Here is a 20,931-nt window from a genome sequence, read left to right as displayed (position 1 = left end):
AAAAGGTGGGGTTAAGGCGTTTGGATATTTAGCTTACGCATTCGCGATGCCAATGTGGTCGGCTTGATCCCCAGACGTGCAGCCGCCCCATCGTCGCCGTAAACCTTTCCACTGCTTTCACGTAAGGCTCGGCGGATGTTTTCGGACTGAAGTTCGATCATTTCTTCTTCAGTCAAAATCCTGTCCGATGTAGATACCCGCTGTTCACCGGCGGAGGTTTCCGTGTCAAGATCTGCTGCAACTTGCGGCAAATCGAAACGCAGTTTTCCATCGGTCGAAATAATTGCCGCCCGTTCCAACACGTGCTGCAGCTCACGAATATTGCCCGGCCAAGGATATCGTTGTAATTGTTGGACGTTGGCAAGTGTCAGCCGAAACTGTTTGCGTCCGAGCTTGCGACTGATCGAATTGAGGAAGTGCTTGGCCAGCAACGGGACATCTTCTATTCGCATCCTTAACGGTGCCAGTTCGATCGGGAAAACGCTTAAGCGATAGTACAAATCCTGACGGAACTTGCCCTTCGCGGCTTCGTCACGAAGATTCCGATTGGTTGCCGCAATGAGGCGAACATCGACACGTCTTGTTCTTTCTTCGCCGACCCTTTCAAGTTCGCCTTCCTGGAGTACGCGAAGCAATTTGGATTGCAGGTCGAGCGGGATTTCCCCGACTTCGTCCAGGAAGAGTGTTCCGCCATCGGCAAGTTCAAAACGTCCGGCCCGATCACGCAGTGCTCCCGTAAAGGAGCCTTTGCTGTGGCCGAAGAATTCGCTCTCGTAAAGTTCTCGAGGAATCGCGGCGCAGTTGACTTTGATCAACGGTCGATCACGACGAGTGCTTCGGCGATGAACTTCTCGTGCGATCAGTTCTTTGCCAGTCCCGCTTTCGCCAAGAACTAAAACGCTCGAGTCCGTCGGTGCGACCAGATCGATCTGTCGTACGCTGGTCTGCAGTGCGGCGCTGCTGCCGACGAGTTCTCCAAAGGAGACATCACCGACTTCTTCCCGTAGATATTCGTTTTCTTGTTCGAGCCGGTTCCGGAGCTGTTCGATCTCATCCAATGACTGTGCATTGGCAATCGCCGCGGCCAACTGATCGCTGATCATGGCCAACCATTGATCGCAGGAAGGACCGATCGGTACACGGGAAAAGATACCAAGTACACCAAGTGTTTCGTCGCGGTATCGCAGCGGCATTCCTTGGAACGCGACGATCCCTTCATCTTTGACCCATCCGGGGTTCACGATCCAGTCTGATTGGTCGGCCAGGTTGATGCGTATGAACTCGCCACTGGCCGCGATGTGGCCAACCTTGCGAACGCCCAACGGCATCCGGCGAAAGCTGCCATCGGTTTCGACCCAGTGCTCGTCTGGCTTTAGCCGACTGTTTCCAAAGCTAGCCGCCAAGTGCAGGCAAACTTTTCGATGACGACATTCTTCGGAAAGGGCACAGCGAGCGCAGTCATCAGACGCCGGCGGCTTCATAAGCCAGATCCTGACCAACGCGATTTGAGCGTCGTGACCAAGCTGCCGAACTGCCAGTGGAAGCAGCTCTGGAAGATGATGCTTGCCAGAGATCGCAAGCAAAATCTCTTTCGGGTCGCCGAAAACGGCGTAGGTATCCAATCCCATTATCGAACCCAATCTGCGTTGGTGGATCGCTCGCGGCTGGCGCGAAGAGTCTTTCCGGAAAGGCATCTGCTCATCGTGGCGCGGTATTCTGCGGCGCTGTTCTTTGCAGCACTGTTTTCAGCAGCGATGCTCTCAGCGGCACGATGACGAAACTGGAGCACGGACCATCTACCCCGAAGTCTCAAACGCCTTTCTGGATCGACTTGAAGGACAACGAAATATCGTGATCGTCAACGAAATGCTATGGTAGCACGAAATGTCGTTGCTGTCTTTGACGGGTGTGGTTTTTTGTAAGTCCTTTGTGGGAAATGTCTTAGGGGTTTGTCTTAGTGATTGGCACGGCGTGTGTGTAAGAGGCATGATCACTGGCGATTAGGTGTCGCCAGAATTCAATCAAAGTTGTGTTCCAAATTAAACACGGAGAACCGTCATGTCTCGCATCGCACAAGTTAGCCCTGAACAAGCCACCGACAGCGTCCGTCCCCTTTACGATGCCGTGAATAAGAAGTTGGGCCTGATCCCGAATATGGTGAAGGTCATGGGCAATTCATCTGCCACGCTTTCGTCCTACCTGCAGTTCAGTGGTCAGTTGGCAGCGGGTGTTTTGACAGCGAAGCAGCGAGAATTGATCGCGCTTGCGGTCGGACAGGCCAACGAGTGCAGCTATTGCTTGGCTGCCCATTCGGCACTTGGCAAGCATGCCGGACTATCGAGTGAGCAAATCGCTGACGCACGTCGTGGTTCGGCAGTCGACTCCAAGGACGACGCGCTAGTTCGATTTGCAAAAGCGATCGTGCAGGTGAAAGGCTTTGTCAGTGACGCCGATATCGAAGACATTCGTTCGCACGGATTCGGTGATGATGCTATCACAGAGATCGTCGCCAACGTGGCGTTGAACCTCTTCACGAACTATTTCAACCATGTTGCTGATACGGTCGTCGACTTCCCAGCGGCACCCGAATTGGCTGTCGCTACCTAGCGAAGAGATCGGCAATTTTACCTGCCGATGATTTTTAAAGTGCTCCGCAAAAGTCGCTAACCGGTGGCGGCTTTCGTGGAGCAAACTTCCAACCAGTTTTGACGGCTTGCCGTTGCCGATTCTTGACCAGTCGCCACTAGCAACGCGAGGCCGAAAACCCTTGTGCGGTTTCTTCGACACAGTGGCGAACGACGGCGGACAAATCGTCTGATTGTCCCGACCATTGTCGCTGTAGAGTCGCCCCGGTACCCCGGTTTGCCAGTCGTTGGAAGAACGAGGCAACTGCGTCATAGTCGCCCGATTGTTCCAGTGCTGGTGTGCACCACTGCAGTAGTCGTTGAAGGACCTCTGATGCTGGCAACGTTTCTTTTTTTAGCGGGTCGATCAATGTATCGTCGACGCCGTAGCGTGCCGCATGCCACATCGCATAGCGCAACAGTTGTGATGTGATCGGGATCTGAGTCCGATCATCTTGGATGTCCTTCTGAGCTTGCATCACGATGCCGCGAATCAGGCCGACATACGCGACGACGTCTTCCAAGTCGAGCATCACATCGGCAACACGGAATTCGATTGTGGGGATTTTCTCGGGCAGTCGAATGTCCCAATAGATGAAGCTTTCGTCGGCGATCGCACCGACTTCGATCAGATCGGCGACTTTGGATTGATAGTCTTCGATGCTGGCGAAATGGGGTGGCGGTCCAGCCATCGGCCACTGAGCCCACAGTTCCCGGCGGTAGCTTGCGTAACCGGTGTCATGTCCATCCCAATATGGACTGTTTGCCGTGATAGCCAGCAATGCTGGAAGCCACCGGCGAGACTGGTTCATCACTTGTAATCCCAGCTCTTTGTCGGGCATCGACACATGCACATGGCAACCGAAAATGAACAAGTCGCGCGCCAGTTGCTGATAGCGCTGCGTCATGCGGCTGTAGCGTTCTTTCGGCGTGATATCATCGGCATGAGGCAGCGGCATTGGATTGGTTCCGGCGGCCGATAACGCAGTGCCCGCCTTGCTAGCCGCTTCGGAGATCGCAAGTCGTGTTTCGACCAGAGAGTGACGCACGTCTTCAAGGGTGTGGCAAACCGGGGAGGCCATCTCGATTTGCGTTAAATGCAATTCGTGCTGGACCTCGGCTCGCAGTTGGTCGTTGATCTTGCTCATCACCCGTTGGCAATCGGCGCGCATCGCACCGTGCTCGGGGTCAACCAGTTGGTATTCTTCTTCAACGCCGACTGCTGGGATATCCATCGTGATTGCTTTTGGAGTCAGGGAATTGGCGTGATCGAGACGCCGCTATGTCCCCTCGGTGGTTGCACATTGTGTGCCAACGGGTTGCAAGCTACAGGTGACGGGCCAATCCCCAAGTGGCAATCCCTGCGAGCGACGACCAACAATTCGACGAAAGGGCCGGTCTTTGCCCTGCGTATCGCGTGATGTCGCGAAGACGAACGGCGACGGAGCTACGGAATTTAGAAGCGTGCGGCGAAGTCGCTTTTAAGAGCGAGCACCAGCGACTTCCGCAGCTTTGTAGACGATCCGAGATTTTTTGAATCCCATTCGCTCATACAGTCGAACCGCACCGGTGTTTTCGGTGGTCACTTCGAGATGCATTTTTTCCAAGCCGACACTGGCGAAACCTGCAGCCGCTTTGGCAAGCAAGATCGTGCCGAGTCCTTTTCCGCGGTGCAGCGGCGAAACGCCAAGGTTTTGGATCGCGCCCCAGCCGTCACTGGATAAGCCTTGGATCGTTCCGACAGGCAGCTTGCAAATCGATCCAGTTGTCGGATCTTGTTCCAGGTGGCGGATCAACCAAGTTGCCGCCGGGACGAAGTCTTGTCGGGCGGTGATGTCTCGCATCAATTTCAAGCACCCGTCCCGCCGAGCCAGACAGGGAAAGACATCCGCATCAAGTTCAAAGCGAAAGCTGTTGAACTTCGCGACCGCATGTTCACGGATTTGATCACCTGCGTACGGTATCAACTCGTAGTCAGGCGGAATCACGGGTTCATCCATTCGCAGATTGCGAAGGTCGAACTCCATCCGGTATCGCTTGAAATATGTCATCCCCATGGCGATCAAGTTTACCACGCGTTTACCGTTTGCGCCTCTTTCGCGTAAACTTTACCGGATCGGAATAATGCGACAAACTGTTCCGATCGCGCTTTTGACTTAAACTTGTTCAGTATGACCGTTTCGATTGATTCCACGTTTCCGCCGCTGATTGATAAAGCCATCGTTCTGACCGGGGCAACAGCGTCTGGAAAAAGCCATTTGGGGATGAAGCTTGCCGAGCGAATCGGTGGCGAAATCCTGTCACTCGATTCGATCGCCGTCTACCGCAATATGGATATCGGTACGGCAAAGCCGACGCCTGCGGACCGAGAGCAGGTCCCGCACCACCTATTGGATTTGGCTGAGCCGAACGAGGATTTTAGCGTCGCGTGTTATCTGGACATTGCGCATCGCTGTGTTGGTGAAATTCTGGAGCGAGAGTCAGTTCCGATTTTCGTCGGTGGGACACCGATGTTTTTGAAAGCGATCTTGCGCGGATTCGATCCCGGGCCACCGCCAGACTGGGAGTTTCGACAAGCCGTCGAGGCTGACGTCGAACGCTACGGGGTCGAACCGCTACGGAAACGCTTGCAGCAGGTTGACCCGATTTCCGCGACCAAGATTGCACCCAATGACGTCCGACGAATGATCCGGGCCTTGGAGGTTTCCAAAGCGACGGGGTTTCCGCTGAGCCATCGCCAGGTTCAGTTTGATCGTCAAACCGATGCGAAGGACTGTCATGTCTTTGCCGTTGGGCATCCGCGTGAACGCTTGCATGAACGAATCAATCAGCGTGTCGATCAGATGTTCGAATTGGGCTTGGTAGACGAAGTCCGTGGTTTGATCGAACAGTATGGCGAGCTATCACGAACAGCATCACAAGCTGTCGGTTATCGCGAAGTGATCCAGTGGCTTCAGCAACCTGAACAAGAGACGCTGTCGCCGCTTATCGAAGAAGTCGCTGCCCACACTCGGCAGCTTGCCCGTCGCCAGGAAACATGGTTTCGCTCCTTTTCCGAAATCACGCCGCTTGATGTGACCAAGTTCGACAACGTTGACATGATGGCCGACATGATCGTCGAACGTGTGAATTCGAGAATCGGATAAACCGCGCGGTATCCCTTCGTTGGTCGATACATTCGCTCGCAATTCGACTTCGCATTGATTCGATGTTGCGGTCGCAGCCACAGCGGAACCGGGGACGTCGCGCTAGATCGAACGAAATAAGGACGCGACTAGCTTTCAGGTTGCGCTAGGATTTGCGATTCATACTCGCGAGACGTCTCGATCGATTTCCCCGATAAGTGCGATACGATTTTGTCGACGTGGTCGTGGCAGTTCTCCAAGAACGTTTTGTATTTACTGGTTTGCGATCCCGCGACAGCTGTACCGGCAACATAAATCCCTGGCACGTTTGTCTGCATCGTCGCCGGGTCATGTTCAGGGCGTTGAACGGAATCAAGCAAGTGAATTCCGGCGGATTGCAGAAGCGTCTTCTCCTGCGAGTAGCCAATGAGGCTGAGTACATCGTCTGCGGGGACTTCCACAATCTTCCCATCCGACTTTCGTCGCAGGCTGACCGAGTGACTGGTGATCTGAGTCGCTTCGGTACCGATGAGGTTCTCAATCCGACCGGCCTTAAGCAGGCCATTGATTTCAGGGCGAAGCCAGTACTTAATCCCGTCTTCGGGAAGGGCTTCGCCGCGATAGCTCAGTGAGACTTTCGCACCGGCATGATGCAGACGCAGCGCCGCTTCGATCGCACTGTTGCGTCCGCCAATGATTAGAACACGTCGTCCGAAGTATCGATGTGTTTCGCGAAGGTAGCCATCGACATGTGGTAGGTCTTCGCCGGGGATACCAAGTTTACGTGGATGGTCCGTGCCGCCGATCGCAAGCACAACCGCACGTGCTGACCAAGCCTTGACGTTGCCGCCGGGCTTGGTGGTGACACAAAAGCCATGGGTCGCCGGTTGGACGTCAACGACTGGGCAATACGGATGAACGTTCAATTGGAACTGGGTGACAACGCTGCGCAAGTACATCAGGTACTCTTCGCGTGTTGCTTTTGACTGGTCAACAGTCAGCAGCGGCACACCAGCAATGGCGATCCGTTCGTTGCTGCTGAACCATCGTGTTTGTGGCGCCCACCAAGCGATCGTTTGGCCGATCGGACCGGCATCAAAAATTTCGGCCTCGATGCCGGCACGTTTTAATGCGACACCAAGTTCGATGCCGATCGGGCCCGCGCCGACAATCGCGACATGGGTATTCGCTTCACTTGATGAGGGATCCATTGCAGGCAAGGCCTATGGGGAACGCAGTCGATATTATGAGACGGATACGGCAAGGCTACGCCGATTCGGACGCTGTATCGTTACGAAGCAGCACTATTTAATGGCAAGCCCTCGGCAGCTGCGGCGTCAAGGACGACAATGGCGTTGGGGTGCTCGCGAAGGAAGCTCGCAGGCATTTGTGGCCCGATGTCGCCGTACAACATTGCCCGGACCGCATCGCTTTTGCCGCTGCCGGTTGCCAATAGGACAATCGTTTTCGCTTTTAAGATGGTCGCGATTCCCATCGTGATTGCCTGTCGCGGAACTTCCGAAGGCGAGTCAAAGAATCGCGAGTTCTGTTCAATCGTATTGGCAGCCAGGTCGACAAGCCGTGTCGCCGATTGAGAGTCCGATCCGGGTTCGTTGAACGCGATATGACCGTTGTGCCCGATGCCCAACAGTTGCAGGTCGATCCCACCATGGTCTGTGATCAGGGCTTCGTAATCACGGCAGTGCTGATCGATGTTCGATGTGCTGCCATCGGGAACGTAGGTTTGATCGATTGGGATATCGACATTCGAAAACAGGTGCTCGTTCATGAACGAGCGGTAGCTCTGCGGATGATCGCCCGTCAATCCGATGTATTCATCAAGGTTAAATGTCGTCGCATCGCGAAAGCTGACGCGGCCGCTTTGGTTGAATTCGATCAGGTATTGATAGGTTTTAAGCGGGGTCCCGCCGGTCGCAAGTCCGAGAACGCTGTTGGGTTTCTGGCCGAGCTGATTAGCGATCAGTTCGGCGGTGGTTTTTGACGCGTCGTCAGCGCTATCGCAAACGATGACAGAGATCCCATTGACAGCTTCGGTCACGTTGACGCCCATTGTTTTTCGGATTGTTGTGCTGTCTCGAGCAGCAGTTCCGCCCAGTGTTGCGGTGTGGCAAGGCGGTCTCGCAACTGTTCACGGAGATCGGGACGAACAAAAAGTCTGACACGCTTAACGTGATGATCAAACTGTCGTTCGGCGAGCACGGCGGCGACGGGGGAAACGTCGCCAAGTCGTGACAGGCCTCCGTCGTGATGCATGACAGCGGTGTTGATGTCGACTTCTAATTTTACCGGCGGTGCATCAATCAAAATGTCTGCCGGCGCGAGGGCGACACGGTATTGTCTGGAAAGTCGCTCGGCCAACGCTTCGGAAAGTGAAACAAGCCACCAATGCGGTCGGTGCGCAAGTGATTGATGAACCTGTTCGCCGTTTAGGACGCTAAACTCGGCAACGCGTTTGAACAGCTGTCTTCTTGAACCGAACAGGCCTTCAACCATCGGTTCGGCAAGACTTCCTGCCGCGGTACGTCGAAGCTGTGCGATCCATTCGGCGTCGACCAATTTTAGTGACGCGGAAAGGTCCAGGCGGTGGTGCAAAAGGAACACACTGCGCTGCAGCATTGCTGTCGCCGCGCGGACCGCGTGATGCCAATAGACTTCACTGAACATGATGTATCTGGCAAAGACCATCATTTCGGCAGCGGTGCGGCCTTTATCGCCAACGGCCAGACGGTGCGAATGTGGATCGATTACCAACGACGAAATCAATCGACCGGCGTCAAAGTTCCGTCCGTATTCGACACCGCAGTGCAAGCTATCACGTTGCAGGTAATCCAACTTGTCGATATCGATCGGACCGCTAAGGCAGCTTTTCAGGAATCGTTGACTTGGTGTCTCGTTTTCTTGGTCGACGAGCAAGCCGATCACATCGGCAGGACTGCAGCGCCAATCCTCTTGGATCAGCGAAGTGATTTCGCTTCGGCCAATGATCTCGGCAGAACGTTCTTCGTGTCGTGGCACCTCGTCCAGTTGCATGTCTTCGATGCAGTGACAAAACGGCCAGTGGCCGACATCGTGTAGAAGTGCCGCCAGGATAAATGCGTCGCAGTCGGGTTCGTTCAGTAACTCTGCACCGAGTTTATCTGCCGAAAACCGAGCCAAGAAACGCAAGGAGTTGTGGTAAACGCCAAGTGTGTGTTCCAGGCGGGAATGCATAGCGCCGGGATAAACCGTCGAGACCAGGCCGAGCTGGCTGATCCCGGCGAGGCGATGCAGCGTTGATGTATCGAGCAGTCGGCGAACTCGATCCGTCAGCGGTACTGAGTCCGAGGGAGGTATCCGAATCAAAGACCCCGAACCGGCACCCGCTTGGTGTAAGAGATCGATTTCGGGAAGGCGAATCACTGGCAAATTGTGGTTGGTGTGGGAATGGCGGACGACGTTATCGTCAGGTCGGCTGCTATGGCAATCGGTGCCATGGCGATCAGCGTGCTGCCGTATTGATGCGTTTGATCAGCGAACGGTGGACGCAGTTGATCGAGGTTCCAGACGAGTTCTTCATCTTCCAAGTCATCGAGATCCGCATCGGTTGGTGCCCCAGCCAATGTAACGCCACTGACAAATGCCAGTAAGACGATACAAATAAAGTACAGCCCCGCGTGGATGACTCCGCTGAAGTATTCCAGTTCAAATGTTGCGGCTGATGCGAGTGCCCCCAACGCGATCATGATGCAAAGCGTCACACCGAAGACTGCCCAAGACATCTGGTTGATGTGTTCGAGTTCCAGCACGTACGAAGGAACAAATGCGTAGACGCACCAGAGGACCGGAAAGATACCGGAGCAGATCAGAACGCGGTTACGAAGTTCAGGGCCGACGTAGGGCTCGCGATCTTGATCGTACAAGAAGCTATAGCCGGCCCAGATCAACGGGGGGGCGAGCAGTAGAAGGCCGAGCAATCGAGCGAATAGCGGAACGCCGTCTGTTGGTGAGCCGTCAGTGCCAACACCTTCAGGGTGTGTGAAGCGAAATACCAGCGCGAGTCCAAAGACAGCCACGATGGCACCGATGGTGATCAGCAACCCCATGCGAGTCACATCGGTTTCTTTACGTTGGATCGGCTTGAGGACGCTTTGACCCTTGCTGTCTTTGGGTGAGTCGTCCTGGGGGGCGTGGATGACGACCTGTTCATCCAGGCTCGGGATCTCGATCGGCTTTTTACAGCTCGGGCAAGGGCCGGTCTTGCCGGCAAACTTGTCGCTGACTTGGAACCGTTTCAGGCAATGTCGGCAAGTAACTTGGATCGGCATATTTTGGGCCGCGACCTAGGGGTGAAATCGGCGTTGGAAAAGGCGACAAGCGTTGGGGCGTCTGGATCGACCAAAGACACCCCGCTGAAATCCGCGTGGAATCTGTCATGATGTACGGACAGTTTGTCACGCGCAGCTAGCGCTTTGCAACCCATCGGGCACCATGCCCACGCAATGGCGAAACCTTCGTTTAGCGAAAAAGCCATTGCCGGAAACTTTCAATGACTGACGATTCCAAAGCAAATTCAACCGGCAGCAGTCTCCGCACGGATTCGACTGCCCCCCGCGAAGTACCGATGGTAACCGCCGATCCGGACAGCCCGGTCGCACATGTCGTCCTGTACCATCCCGAAATTCCACCCAACACCGGAAATATTGGTCGTTCGTGTGTGGCCGTTGGTGCCAAGCTCTGGATCGTCAAACCAGCCGGTTTTGACTACAGCGATTCGCGGGTACGACGGGCGGGCTTGGATTACTGGAAGCATCTCGATCTGGATGATGCCGAGAATTGGTCCGACCTGACGCAGAAATTGCCAGCGACCAACATGTATTTCTTTTCTCGATTCGCCGAACGCACCATCTGGGATGTCGAATTTCAGCACGGCGATTGTTTCGTCTTTGGGAGCGAGTCGAGCGGTCTGCCACGCGAAGTGATGCAGCCTGGTGATCCTCGGGCGCTGCGTTTACCGACCACGAAAGTCGTTCGCAGCCTGAATCTGGCAACGACCGCCGGAATTGTGTTGTTCGAACAGCAGCGGCAGCTAGCGATGAGACAATCGTCATAGTCGGCTTAATCCGAACGGTGCAGCGTATTACGCCAGCCTTGCAGCGGTGTTCCCATGTCGGTTTTCTCCGTAATGCTGGACGGAACTTCATCCCACTACTAATCTGGATTCCGTCGGTACGAAGCCATTTAGGAAGCCCGTATCCAATTGGACGCCACCAATTCCGTTTTGGACCGACCGCGCCAGGCTGCTTTGTAAAGTTCACTCGTTTGTCTTTGTCATGGACATCATCGTCATTTGGGCACGATCGTTTCGGCGACATCTGATCTCGACGATGGTCTTGGTCGGCCTGATTCTGGCCGCAGCGGTTGCAGTGATCGTGTTCTATCCAAGGACCTATCACTCCCGCACTCAGTTGTTGCTGCGGATGGGGCACGAAAACGCAACGATCGACCCGACCGCGGAAGCCGCCGGGCAGATGGTCAATCTACAGGTCACGCGGAAAAACGATATCGAAACGGCCATCCAAGTGATGCATAGCCGTGCCTTGCTGGCGGAAGTCGTTGACAAGTTAGGTACTGAGCTGATTCTAGAAGGCACTGAGCTGGCTACCGAAACTGAGTTAGCCACCGAAGCTGGCCGGTCTGGTGACAACGATACGGACACTGGCAAAGCCAAGGGGCAATCTGCTCACGCGACTGAACAAAACGCGGTCGCTCGAACCTTAGGTGTGGTGACATCGCTGAAATCCCAGTTGGGATCGACATTGGCTTCGATCGATCCCGTTTCCCCACGCGAGCGGGCGATTCGTGATTTGGGTGACAACCTAGAGGTCTTTGCGACAAGCGAAGCCAGTGTCGTGGATGCCGAATACCAGGCCAAGTCGCCTCGCGTTGCCCAGCAGGTCTTGGCCGCTTGGCTGGATTGTTATCTCAGCAAGCATGCCGAACTTCACCGCACAAGTGGGGCTCACGAGTTCTTTCTATCCGAAGAGGAGGAGATTCGTCAAAAGCTTGAACAGGCCTACGGGGAACTTCAGAAAGCGAAAACCGGCAGCGACTTGGTAACAGTCGAAGGCCATCAAAAGCTTCTTGAAAACCAACTCGCTCAAGTCCGGCAATCGCTATCGCAAACCGAAACGCTTTTGGCTGGTAGCAAGGCACGCGCAAAAAAGCTGACAGCGACTCTTGCAGAAACCGAAGACCGAACGGTGACTGATGAAGTCAAGGGAAAGGCGAATGAAGCTCGTGACGAAATGCGTGGGCGATTGTTTGACTTGGAAGTGTTGGAACGCGAATACGCCGCGAAGTACAAGTCCGATCACCCTCGGTTGATCACGATACGAAATCAGCTGGCCGAAGCACAGCGAATTGTTGACCAGCAGGAAGACGGACGCGCCGAAGTGACTCGCGGTATCAATCCTGTGTTCCAGCAATTGCAGCAGGAACTGTTGCTCGAAGAAGCTTCTCAAGCGGGGCACGAGCAAAAGAAGGAGTCTCTTGTCGCACAGGTTCAACAGTTGCAGACCGAGATGGCTGCACTGAACGAAACCGAGCAAAGGATCGCATTTTTGGAACGACGCGTTGATGTGCTGGAGCGACAGTATTCAGAGCACAGCAAGCGTCTCGACCAAGCTCGCATTGACGAAGCACTGAGACAACGGCGGATCACGAGTGTCAATGTGATCCAGCCAGCCAGTTTCGAAGAAAGGCCCGTGAGTCCACGCAAAGGTTTGGTCGCGGCACTTGGGATCCTGGCTTGCTTAGCCGTTTCGGTTGGCTATCCACTGTTTTGCGTGTTCATCGCTGAAAGCCGCAGTGCCGCAAACCGAACTTTAAAATCATCCACAAGTTCCGCGCATGCCGTCGTGCCGGCAAAGACATCGGATAAGGACGAAGTCAAATCGGCCGATAGCGAAGCGACTGCCAGCAGTGTTGCCGCGGCAGAGAAAATGTCACCAGCGGATGCCGAAGAGTCTCGCTTGCACTCGATGTATTTCGAGGATGATTCCGACGAATACGTCACCAAGCGATCGGCAAAGTAGTCGTGAATGTTGCTGCGCCAAAAGCATCTGCTCAGCCGACGCCGGCAACAGAGCTTCGATTGCTCGATCGTATGGCGGCTTGGGGGCGATTCTTGGCCGCTCAGGAAACTCGTTTCGCATTTTGCGTGTTCGTGATTTACCTGCTGCCGGTGCTGACATACACGATGCCCGGGATACCGCCAGAAAATGCGTCTTCGGATCGCTTGCTGGCATTGGGCAAGGCTGCGATCTTGGGTTCGGTGATCTTTGGCGGAACCGTGTTGGTGCTGCACTGCATTCTGGACGCTAGGTTTCGGCAGGCCGCGCGAGCATTCGTCTTTCTGATCGCTTTCTTCGCTTGGGCCGTTACCACCATTCTATGGTCGCCGCTAAAAGGCACGTCGGTGGGACAGGTGGGTGGTTTTTACGGATTGCTCGTCTACGCAATCGTCTTGGCGTCGATCGCCGACCATCGTGGTAATGTTTCACGGATCTTGTGGCACCTTTGTGCCAGCTTGGTTTGCTTGGCGACATTGATCGTCGGGGTTTATTTCGTCGATCCGGTCGCTTCGGGATTGGACCGTTCGATTCTGAATTTGCTGGGCGATGGGTTAGTGCATCCGACCGCGTCAGGAGCCGCCGCATCGCTAAGTTTGCTTCTCGCTTCGATCGCGTGCTTCGTGTTCCGATTTCACTGGGCCAAGGGCATGCTTATCGCGACGCTCATAACCAGCGGTCCGTTGTTACTGCTAAGCAACAGCCGAACCGCAACGATACTCGCCGCATTGACGATTCCGGCATGCGTCTGGATGTTCGGAACGCTTCGGTTTCGCGCCGTGTCGGTGCTGATGGCAGGAGCGTTTTGTTTGGCGTACTTGGTTCTTGATCCCGGTTTCGCGCTCACAGAAGACGCGTTGGGATCAAGCGCACAGTATCTGATGCGGGGGCAAGACGTGAGCCAGCTGAGGCAGGCGTCAGGACGTCAGGAAATGTGGTCGGCGGTGTGGTCGGAGTACGTGCATGCGCCGGTTTGTGGCCATGGGTATTACATGACGAGCCGGACGGGCAGTCTTTATGTCTGGAATCACTTCGCCAATCACACTGCTCACAATGTGTATCTGCAGGTTCTTGCAGGGACCGGTTTGATTGGGTTGAGTTTGCTGCTCGTGGGACTTGGCGTTATTGCGTTTAGGTCACTGCGTTTGTTCGGCGCCGACCGCTTTGCCAATCACTTAGGCTGGTCGCTTGTGTTTTGCGCAGCCTGGTACCTCGGTTGGAGCCTAGGCTGTTCGTCGTTCATGGGACCGCTTCGATACGAATCGGTCGTCTTCTTCACGCTGGTCGGAATAGCCGTTGGGCAGACCAATCGTATTATGCGACGCCCTGATGAGATCTCATCTTGAGAACCAAGTCATCAGCCTGATGGCGAAAATGACTGTTGATGTGGTCACCAAATTGATTGGGGTGTGTCAATTCTGTTAGTCGTCGATCAATGGTCCTGATTGATCTATTCGCTCAATGATGAAAGCGGTATGAAAACTCGTGTGCTGGATCGCATCGATTCACACAGGGCTGCGGGTAAGTCGTCTTATAGGTTTTGGCGGTGACGTGGTCGAGCTTCTTCCGCGTTGAGTAATTTTGTAGATGTTCTAACCGCAGCGGAATTGGAACGAATGTTGCTAACGTTCCTGATCCGATAAAAGGTTGTCTTTCTTCACATCCATCAATGAGGCCAACGATGGTTACCTTGACTCCGCAAACCGCAGCTGGCGGTGCCGCCAGTTCCCAAATCGTCATTCAAACAGTTCATGGAAACATGATGTCCATTTCCGTTTCACTGCTTCAGCAGATCGGGATTGGTCGTGGGACGAGCAGCCTGCAAAAAACAGGTGCACAGACTCTCGACAGTAAGTGAACAACGGGGTCTGGCAGGCGGACAACCCGTTCGTCATTCCAGCAGTTGACACCGGTCAGATGATTCATCCGACCGTTCGCGGAGGAACCTGCCGACCCCTGGGGCATGCCGGTTATCCGGTGATTTCACTTGTTCGCAAGACAAAGTCATGGTGACGCCAGACCGTGGGATGATCGAAGAGCAAGTGCTGGCGGCCGTCCTTCTAGCTTCGGCCGCTTTAAACTCTCTTTGGGCAGTGATGCAGGACCGGTAACACTGGTCCGAAAGCATTGATCTAGCACGCTTTCTGAACGTGTCATTGCTTCCGCTACCGGTCTATCGCCGAGTCGGACCTGACAAAGCCCCGGAACAGACGCGGTTCTGCTGCTTTAGTTTTTGGCGCAAAAGCCAACGCCCATCGAAGTGACGAGTTGAGGTATAACTTCGAATTCTTAGGCGAGAGCTCTCTCGGAATTGGTTTCTATGGCGACGCGTGGAGGATGTGGGCGGCAGGATGGCAGCACGTTTTCAGTTGTCTGGCAGTTCGTGGAAGGCGGTTCAGGAGCTTTTCGAAGCGGGGGATCCTGCGTTTGTTGATGAACTGTGTCGGTGTGACAACGCGGACGCGCTTGGTTCATTTGCGAACACTTGGTTTTCAGATCGACGACCTGAGGCACGTGCGTTTCTGTCGCGATACCTCGATCAGCCGCTCAGCCATTTTCGGCATGAAGCTCTAGTCAAACGCTTATTCAAGTTGGCCGAAAAAGCGGGTGACGATGAAGTCATGGCTTGGATGATGGTGGCCTTTGATCGCTCCATTCGTCGCAAGCTGGTGAAAAGCTATCGATACGATTGGACAACACGCGAAAGCTGGGAAGAAGAAACTGCTGCGGTACCGGCGGGCACGGAAATGCCGCGTGACCCACGCATTTTGAAGTGGAAGAGATCACCGCGCGGTAGGCTTCCCGTGTTGCGACTGTTTTCGCTGAAGACACGGCGTTATTTGCAGCGGCGGAGCTGGCGATATTTTCGACAGCTCGGGCTGTCTGACCCGGTTCGGTACCTGAAGGGTGTGTCCTACGCACTGTGCCGTTACACGGATTCCGATGTGGCGGACGGTTTGGCGTTGATCGACAACTGGGGGTTGGTTCATGTTTTATTCCATGACACCGACGTTTTAGAATCGTCAACGGCCGGTTGGATGCTTTCTAGAGGCCGGTCGCTAGGCGATTTGGCGGCGGCGCCTGCGTTTGCGAATGCATGGGCCAGTGATTCCCAGTCGCTAATGAACTTGTTGGAAACGAGCCAGTGCCGCCCAGTTCGCCAGTGGTGCATCGCCTTGATTCGCGAGCACCATGAGTCGGCGATGGCGGCGGTGGAGGTTTCGACGCTGGTTCGGTGGGTATCCGGCGATTCGTCAGAGCTTGCCGAGTTCGCGATCGAGCTTTTGCAATCAAGTTCCCAGGCCGGCGAAATCAATTTGGATGGATGGCTCGATTTACTGCAGCAAAGCAATCCGGTGACGACGGAAGGCATCTGCCGATTGGCAGCAAAACATGTCTCAGCGGACCGCTTGTCGATCGATCAAATTGTGACCGTCGCGAATCATTCTTCGTCGCTGGTCGCTTCGTTGGCCCATCGCTGGCTGGAAAAATGTCAACTCACAACACGGGAAGACTGTTTAGCTGCCTTTGGGGTGTGCGAATCCGAATCAGAAACCGAGCGTTCGAATTTGATCAAAACGGTTTGTGCGGCGGTTTCAAAATCGCCGGGTTTTGCACCCGAGTTGGCGATGGAAGTTCTCGACAGTCGACACGAAGAAGTTCGACTTCAGGGTTGGCATTGGTTGCGGTCAGATCCACGACTATTTGAGGCCACGATTCTGTGGCAGCGATTGATCGAATCACCCTACGATGACATTCAGATGTTGTTGTCTGAATTGTTAGAAGATCAGTTGTCAAATGCCAGTTTGCGATCGCGGAAGTCCAGCGGTGGTTTGGTTTCGAAGAACCTAGATGAATCCGACTTGCGGCGATTGTGGGCGACAGTGCTATTAAACACTCGCCGTGGAAGTCGGCGCAAGCCGGGTGTGATGAACCAGGTGATCGATCAACTGATTCGGTCACCGGATCAATATGACCAGTTAGAGCCAATTCTTTCGATCGGAATTCGTTCAATTCGTTCGACCGAATGGAAGGCGACGCTCGCAGGGCTGACTCGGTTGATCGAAGCCCGTCCTGAATTCAAAGATAAATTCGAATCAGCTTTTCGTGAGCTGACGTTTTCAGCCTAGAACGCTATAACAGAACGCAACGTCCAGTCGGGAGGAGTGAATCGACGATCGAGCCTAATTTGCTGTGGTGCTACGCCATGGTGTGAGCTTGCTTTGCTATGCTTCCCCAAGCCCGTTGTTCGTTCGCCAGATACGACACCGTATCGGCGGACTGAGTCAACAAGGTTTTCGCCAATACGGTGTCGTATCTGGCTTGGTGGAACGTCCTTGGTCAACGCGTTGAAGTCGGTCGCTCGGACACTCCTCCCGATTTTTTCTTACCAACGATGGATCTATCAGTACGCTATCATCGTCGCAGCGCGATCAGCCGTGATTCAAGCGGATTGGCGATCGCGCTGGCACCAAACCTGCGGCGTGACCGGGTCGGATTTCGAGGTCAGTTGGTCGAGCCGATCGCGTTTCGCGAAGCCATCGGTGCGCTACACGATATCGTGATCAACGATCAACGCTACAAGCCGCGTGATAAGTCGGCTTATGAAGCGTATCAAGAGTCGCAGCGACAGCGAGAGTTGCAAATCCGCCGTCAGGTCTATCAATCAAAACTGGCTGAACTGCGAAGCGATCACGCCGATCCGATGCCGGAAGGTCTGGAAGATGATTATCGCCAGATGCGCAAACAATACTGGCGAGCGCGAAGCAAGTACTCCAGACGTTTGTTGGTCCGAGATCGCGAGCTGTGGCGTTACCTGATGCCTTGCGATCCGGTCGTCACCGTCGCCGAAGATGCATTGCTGTTTGAGTGCTTTAGCGCGGATGAATCGAGCTACGGATGTCTGTCGGTTGATCGCGATGCCTTTCGTGCACAGTCCGATGTCACGTTGGGGACAACCAATGTTGATTACACCTGGCAGCTGTATGAGCACTTTCAAACATTGCGAAGTTACCGCGAAACGCGATTCGAAATCGATCCGGATGGATTTGGTGTGACAACCGAATCGGCGGGTGGCCATCACGAGGAAAAAATCGATCTTCCTAATGGTTGGCTGCGTGGTTTCATGCGTTTGCAATCGGCGATGAGTATGCCGATGCGGCGTATCAAGTTCAGTCGCGAGGCGATCTACAACGTCTTGGCTTTTTTGAAACGTAATCGGGCGAAGCACAGCCCCCGGGCGTTGCGGATCGAGTGCAGCGATGGGAAGTCAGCCCAAGTGGTTTTAGAGCCTTGGGAAAAGTCGATCCCATTACCGCCCCAGGATGACGAAAGCCTGCAAAACCTATCGATCCGATTGTGGGGACGTGACCGCTTGCACGTTCTTTCACGGCTGCTGCCACTGATGGATTCGGCAGAGCTCTGCGTACTGGGAACCGGCTTGCCCAGCTTTTGGGTAATTCGCATGGGGGCGATGCGATTGACGTTGGGCCTTAGCGGTTGGACAACCAATGGCTGGACGCATTCATCGGCTTTGTCGCAGCTCACCGCGCCGGTGAAATTGAGCGATGCGATGTTGGTCAGTATCGGAACCGCGTTCAACTCATCCCCAGCACACACGTTTGACTCGCTTCGGCAAAAGGTTTCTCTACGTCCCGTTGAGATCGCGGCAGGATTAAATCGTTTGGCATTACTTGGGCAAGTGATACACGATTTATCAACGAATCAATATCGATGGCGACAGGTGATGCCGGCTCCCTTGTCGATGGACGAAATCGGTGACGATGATCCCGAAACGGCAGCCGCGATGTCGCTGATTCGAAGCAAGCGTATCCGCATCAATCGCGACCAAAGTACACATGAGGGGCTACGGATCGTCGACGCGTCTCTTGATGGGAAAGAAGTGAGCTTGGTGATCGACAGCGACGGCATGATTCGACGCGGATCTTGCAAGTGTTCACATCACTATAAAAATGCGCTTCGTCTGGGGCCGTGTCGTCACCTGCAAGTGATCCGCAACTATCTAATTGATGATCAGTCGAGTCAGTCAGCTGATCAGTGGTACCAGCGTTTTTGGAACTAGGCGGCGATGGCGGACAAAGCAACCACCGAAAAGTTCGAACTTTATGTTGTCGACCTCGTTAAGTCAGGTCAGACATTCACCGCATCGGACGTTGTGATCGGTGCACGAGCAAGAGGAATTGATGTTCGCCACAATGAGTCCCGCGATATTATTCATGACCTTCACCGGCGTGGTGTGCTGGGACCAGCTTATAGCCGAACAACCGTTCCCTTGACCGACTCGACGCGGCCGTTTGTTTATCATCCGACGAACATTAACCCCAGCGAATACCGATCTTCGTTTACCGATGTGTCATCTAGCCTTCGAAGTGGACATCGATCGCAGCCAAAACGAGGGTTCCTTGGTCGGTTGATTCAGTCCTTATTTGGGGGCGGAGACGACGAATCGAAATCAGGTCGCAAGCAACGCTCCGGTGATCAACCTGCGCCCGCAGATTTATCGTCGAACCCATCGGTGCCGCCGAAGTCATCGCGGCGAATGCCACAGCGCCGAAAGAACGTCACGCTGGATTTGGACGCGAAATCGTTTCTCCCGATTGATCGCGACGAACTGCTGTCGAGTGCAAAGAAGGTCAATTTGTGGGCAAGTCCATGGTTCGGCCGCCGGGATTTGATTCCCCCGCTGGATGATCCGAGGACGAACCTGATCGACCGGGGCATGGTCGCCGAAGGCCTGCTCACTTCGGATGAATTGCGACGCATCCACGAAGTCGGCGCGGAGATGGATTTCTATCGTCCCGACGATCTGTTGCTGCGGCATCAGGCCCAGCGATCAGCGAGCGGTGCGATCGAGGCTCAGCGGCAAGCCAGCGCTGAACGCAAAGCACTGAAAAAGGCTGAGGCGGCCGAGCGACGCCAGCAGCGCGAGAAGGAAATCCAATACCGTCGGGCAAATCAAATTGACTATCTCGGCAGGCGAGTATCGACGCAGCTGCATCTTTGTCAAAGCGATGCTGACAAGCTGCAGGCTGTCAATCTGCCGGTTCTGCATACGACCAAGGATTTGGCCGATGCGATGGGGATCGAGATCAGCAGGCTGCGTTGGTTGGCGTTTCACGAAGATGTCGCGTCGCGAATTCACTACGTATCGTTTTCGATTCCCAAACGCTCTGGCGGCACGCGGACTTTGTCGGCTCCGCTACCCAGATTGGCCGCCGCTCAGCGATGGATCTATGCGCAGATCCTTCGCGATCTACCGGTTGGCGATTGTGTTCACGGATTTGTTCCCGGGCGAGGGATCGTGAGCGGAGCCCAGCCGCATATCGGTCAGGAAGTCCTGTTGAATATGGATCTGGAGGACTTTTTTCCGACGATCGGTTTTGCTCGTGTTCGCCATGCCTTTCATTGGCTGGGTTATTCGCCAGCGGTTTCGACCGTTTTGGCATTGCTGTGTACCGAAGCACCGCGGCGAGAGGTCAGCTATCAAGGGACTGCCTATCAGGTCGCAACCGGGCCACGTGTGCTGCCGCAAGGTGCCTGCACCAGTCCAGCGATTTCCAATTTGGTTACCGAAAGGCTTGATCGGCGGGTGATCGGTTTCGCAAACAAGTTTGGCCTTACCTATACGCGTTACGCTGACGATATGACGCTGTCCGGCGGGACAGATTTTGCCGGGCAAATTGGGTATGCGATCGCAAAGATTCGCCACATCGCGGAAGAAGAAGGGTTTCGGGTGAAAACGTCCAAGACGCGGGTGTTGCGCCGCAATGCGGCGCAGCGTGTCACCAGCTTGGTCGTCAACGATAAGGCTGGGGTAGGCCGGAGGAAGCTGCGCCAGGTTCGGGCAATTCTGCACAACGCATCCAAGACCGGGTTGCAAGCACAGAACCGTGACAACCATCCCAACTATCGTGCGTCGCTCGAGGGAATGATCGCCTACATCGCGATGACTCGGCCGGACCAAGCCGCAACCATGCGAGCCAAGCTGGATGCGATTGCTGATTGATCGACATAGCTCATTCGAACGAGTGC

Annotated in this window: 16 protein-coding genes; 9 read left to right on the top strand and 7 right to left on the bottom strand. The window is 54.6% G+C overall.

Going from position 1 to position 20,931, the window contains the following annotated elements:
* Window positions 1-11: 11 nt before the first annotated feature.
* A complete protein-coding gene (locus LOC67_RS06505) occupies window positions 12-1,628 on the bottom strand; it encodes a sigma 54-interacting transcriptional regulator (protein ID WP_230261721.1) in 1,617 nt (538 codons plus the stop codon).
* A gap of 430 nt (window positions 1,629-2,058) precedes the next feature.
* Here LOC67_RS06505 and LOC67_RS06500 point away from each other — a divergent pair, with 430 nt between their 5' ends.
* Window positions 2,059-2,607, top strand: coding sequence for a carboxymuconolactone decarboxylase family protein (locus LOC67_RS06500; protein ID WP_230261720.1), 549 nt, complete (start codon window positions 2,059-2,061; stop codon window positions 2,605-2,607).
* Window positions 2,608-2,743: 136 nt separating this feature from the next.
* Here the strand turns inward: LOC67_RS06500 and LOC67_RS06495 are convergent, their stop codons facing one another.
* Window positions 2,744-3,865 (bottom strand): glutamate--cysteine ligase, encoded by a 1,122-nt coding sequence (locus tag LOC67_RS06495; protein ID WP_230262606.1) that lies wholly within the window; start codon window positions 3,863-3,865, stop codon window positions 2,744-2,746.
* A gap of 240 nt (window positions 3,866-4,105) precedes the next feature.
* Window positions 4,106-4,624: a GNAT family N-acetyltransferase gene (locus tag LOC67_RS06490; RefSeq protein ID WP_410001126.1), complete on the bottom strand. Its 519-nt coding sequence runs from the start codon at window positions 4,622-4,624 to the stop codon at window positions 4,106-4,108.
* Between the two features lie 171 nt (window positions 4,625-4,795).
* Between LOC67_RS06490 and miaA the strand changes: the two genes are divergently transcribed.
* The gene (gene miaA, locus LOC67_RS06485) at window positions 4,796-5,770 is read left to right on the top strand and encodes a tRNA (adenosine(37)-N6)-dimethylallyltransferase MiaA (protein WP_230261719.1); all 975 of its coding nucleotides are present in this window, start codon (window positions 4,796-4,798) and stop codon (window positions 5,768-5,770) included.
* 128 nt (window positions 5,771-5,898) lie between these two features.
* Here miaA and LOC67_RS06480 read toward each other — a convergent pair whose 3' ends face one another.
* The 4 genes from LOC67_RS06480 to LOC67_RS06465 form a co-directional block, all read right to left on the bottom strand.
* Entirely contained in the window at window positions 5,899-6,960 is a 1,062-nt protein-coding gene (locus LOC67_RS06480; RefSeq protein ID WP_230261718.1) for an NAD(P)-binding domain-containing protein, read from the bottom strand.
* Window positions 6,961-7,040: 80 nt separating this feature from the next.
* Complete coding sequence (nagB, locus tag LOC67_RS06475; protein WP_230261717.1) at window positions 7,041-7,820, bottom strand: glucosamine-6-phosphate deaminase; 780 nt, start codon at window positions 7,818-7,820, stop codon at window positions 7,041-7,043.
* Window positions 7,805-9,169, bottom strand: a complete 1,365-nt coding sequence (locus LOC67_RS06470) for an HD domain-containing protein (RefSeq protein WP_230261716.1) — start codon at window positions 9,167-9,169, stop codon at window positions 7,805-7,807. Before LOC67_RS06470 ends, nagB begins: the two co-directional genes overlap by 16 nt.
* Window positions 9,166-10,074: a hypothetical protein gene (locus LOC67_RS06465; protein WP_230261715.1), complete on the bottom strand. Its 909-nt coding sequence runs from the start codon at window positions 10,072-10,074 to the stop codon at window positions 9,166-9,168. Before LOC67_RS06465 ends, LOC67_RS06470 begins: the two co-directional genes overlap by 4 nt.
* 221 nt (window positions 10,075-10,295) lie before the next feature.
* On the opposite strand from LOC67_RS06465, the gene LOC67_RS06460 reads away from it, so the two are divergent.
* The 7 genes from LOC67_RS06460 (at window position 10,296) to LOC67_RS06430 (ending at window position 20,905) form a co-directional block, all read left to right on the top strand.
* On the top strand, window positions 10,296-10,859 hold the full coding sequence (locus LOC67_RS06460) for a tRNA (cytidine(34)-2'-O)-methyltransferase (RefSeq protein ID WP_230261714.1): 564 nt from the start codon (window positions 10,296-10,298) through the stop codon (window positions 10,857-10,859).
* A 220-nt stretch (window positions 10,860-11,079) separates the two neighbouring features.
* Entirely contained in the window at window positions 11,080-12,843 is a 1,764-nt protein-coding gene (locus LOC67_RS06455) for a GumC family protein (protein WP_230261713.1), read from the top strand.
* Between the two features lie 2 nt (window positions 12,844-12,845).
* Window positions 12,846-14,225, top strand: a complete 1,380-nt coding sequence (locus LOC67_RS27535; protein ID WP_230261712.1) for an O-antigen ligase family protein — start codon at window positions 12,846-12,848, stop codon at window positions 14,223-14,225.
* Between the two features lie 335 nt (window positions 14,226-14,560).
* Window positions 14,561-14,737 carry a hypothetical protein gene (locus LOC67_RS06445; RefSeq protein WP_230261711.1) on the top strand — a complete coding sequence of 59 codons (177 nt, stop codon included), beginning with the start codon at window positions 14,561-14,563 and terminating at the stop codon, window positions 14,735-14,737.
* A gap of 493 nt (window positions 14,738-15,230) precedes the next feature.
* A complete protein-coding gene (locus LOC67_RS06440) occupies window positions 15,231-17,009 on the top strand; it encodes a hypothetical protein (RefSeq protein WP_230261710.1) in 1,779 nt (592 codons plus the stop codon).
* A gap of 266 nt (window positions 17,010-17,275) precedes the next feature.
* Window positions 17,276-18,961 carry a metal-binding protein gene (locus LOC67_RS06435; RefSeq protein WP_230261709.1) on the top strand — a complete coding sequence of 562 codons (1,686 nt, stop codon included), beginning with the start codon at window positions 17,276-17,278 and terminating at the stop codon, window positions 18,959-18,961.
* Window positions 18,962-18,967: 6 nt separating this feature from the next.
* Complete coding sequence (locus tag LOC67_RS06430) at window positions 18,968-20,905, top strand: reverse transcriptase family protein (protein ID WP_230261708.1); 1,938 nt, start codon at window positions 18,968-18,970, stop codon at window positions 20,903-20,905.
* Window positions 20,906-20,931: the final 26 nt, after the last annotated feature.

The sequence above is a fragment of the Stieleria sp. JC731 genome (genome assembly GCF_020966635.1).
Lineage (GTDB): Bacteria > Planctomycetota > Planctomycetia > Pirellulales > Pirellulaceae > Stieleria.
The sequence above is the reverse complement of the archived record's forward strand: the minus strand, read 5'-3'. Positions and strand labels throughout refer to the sequence as shown.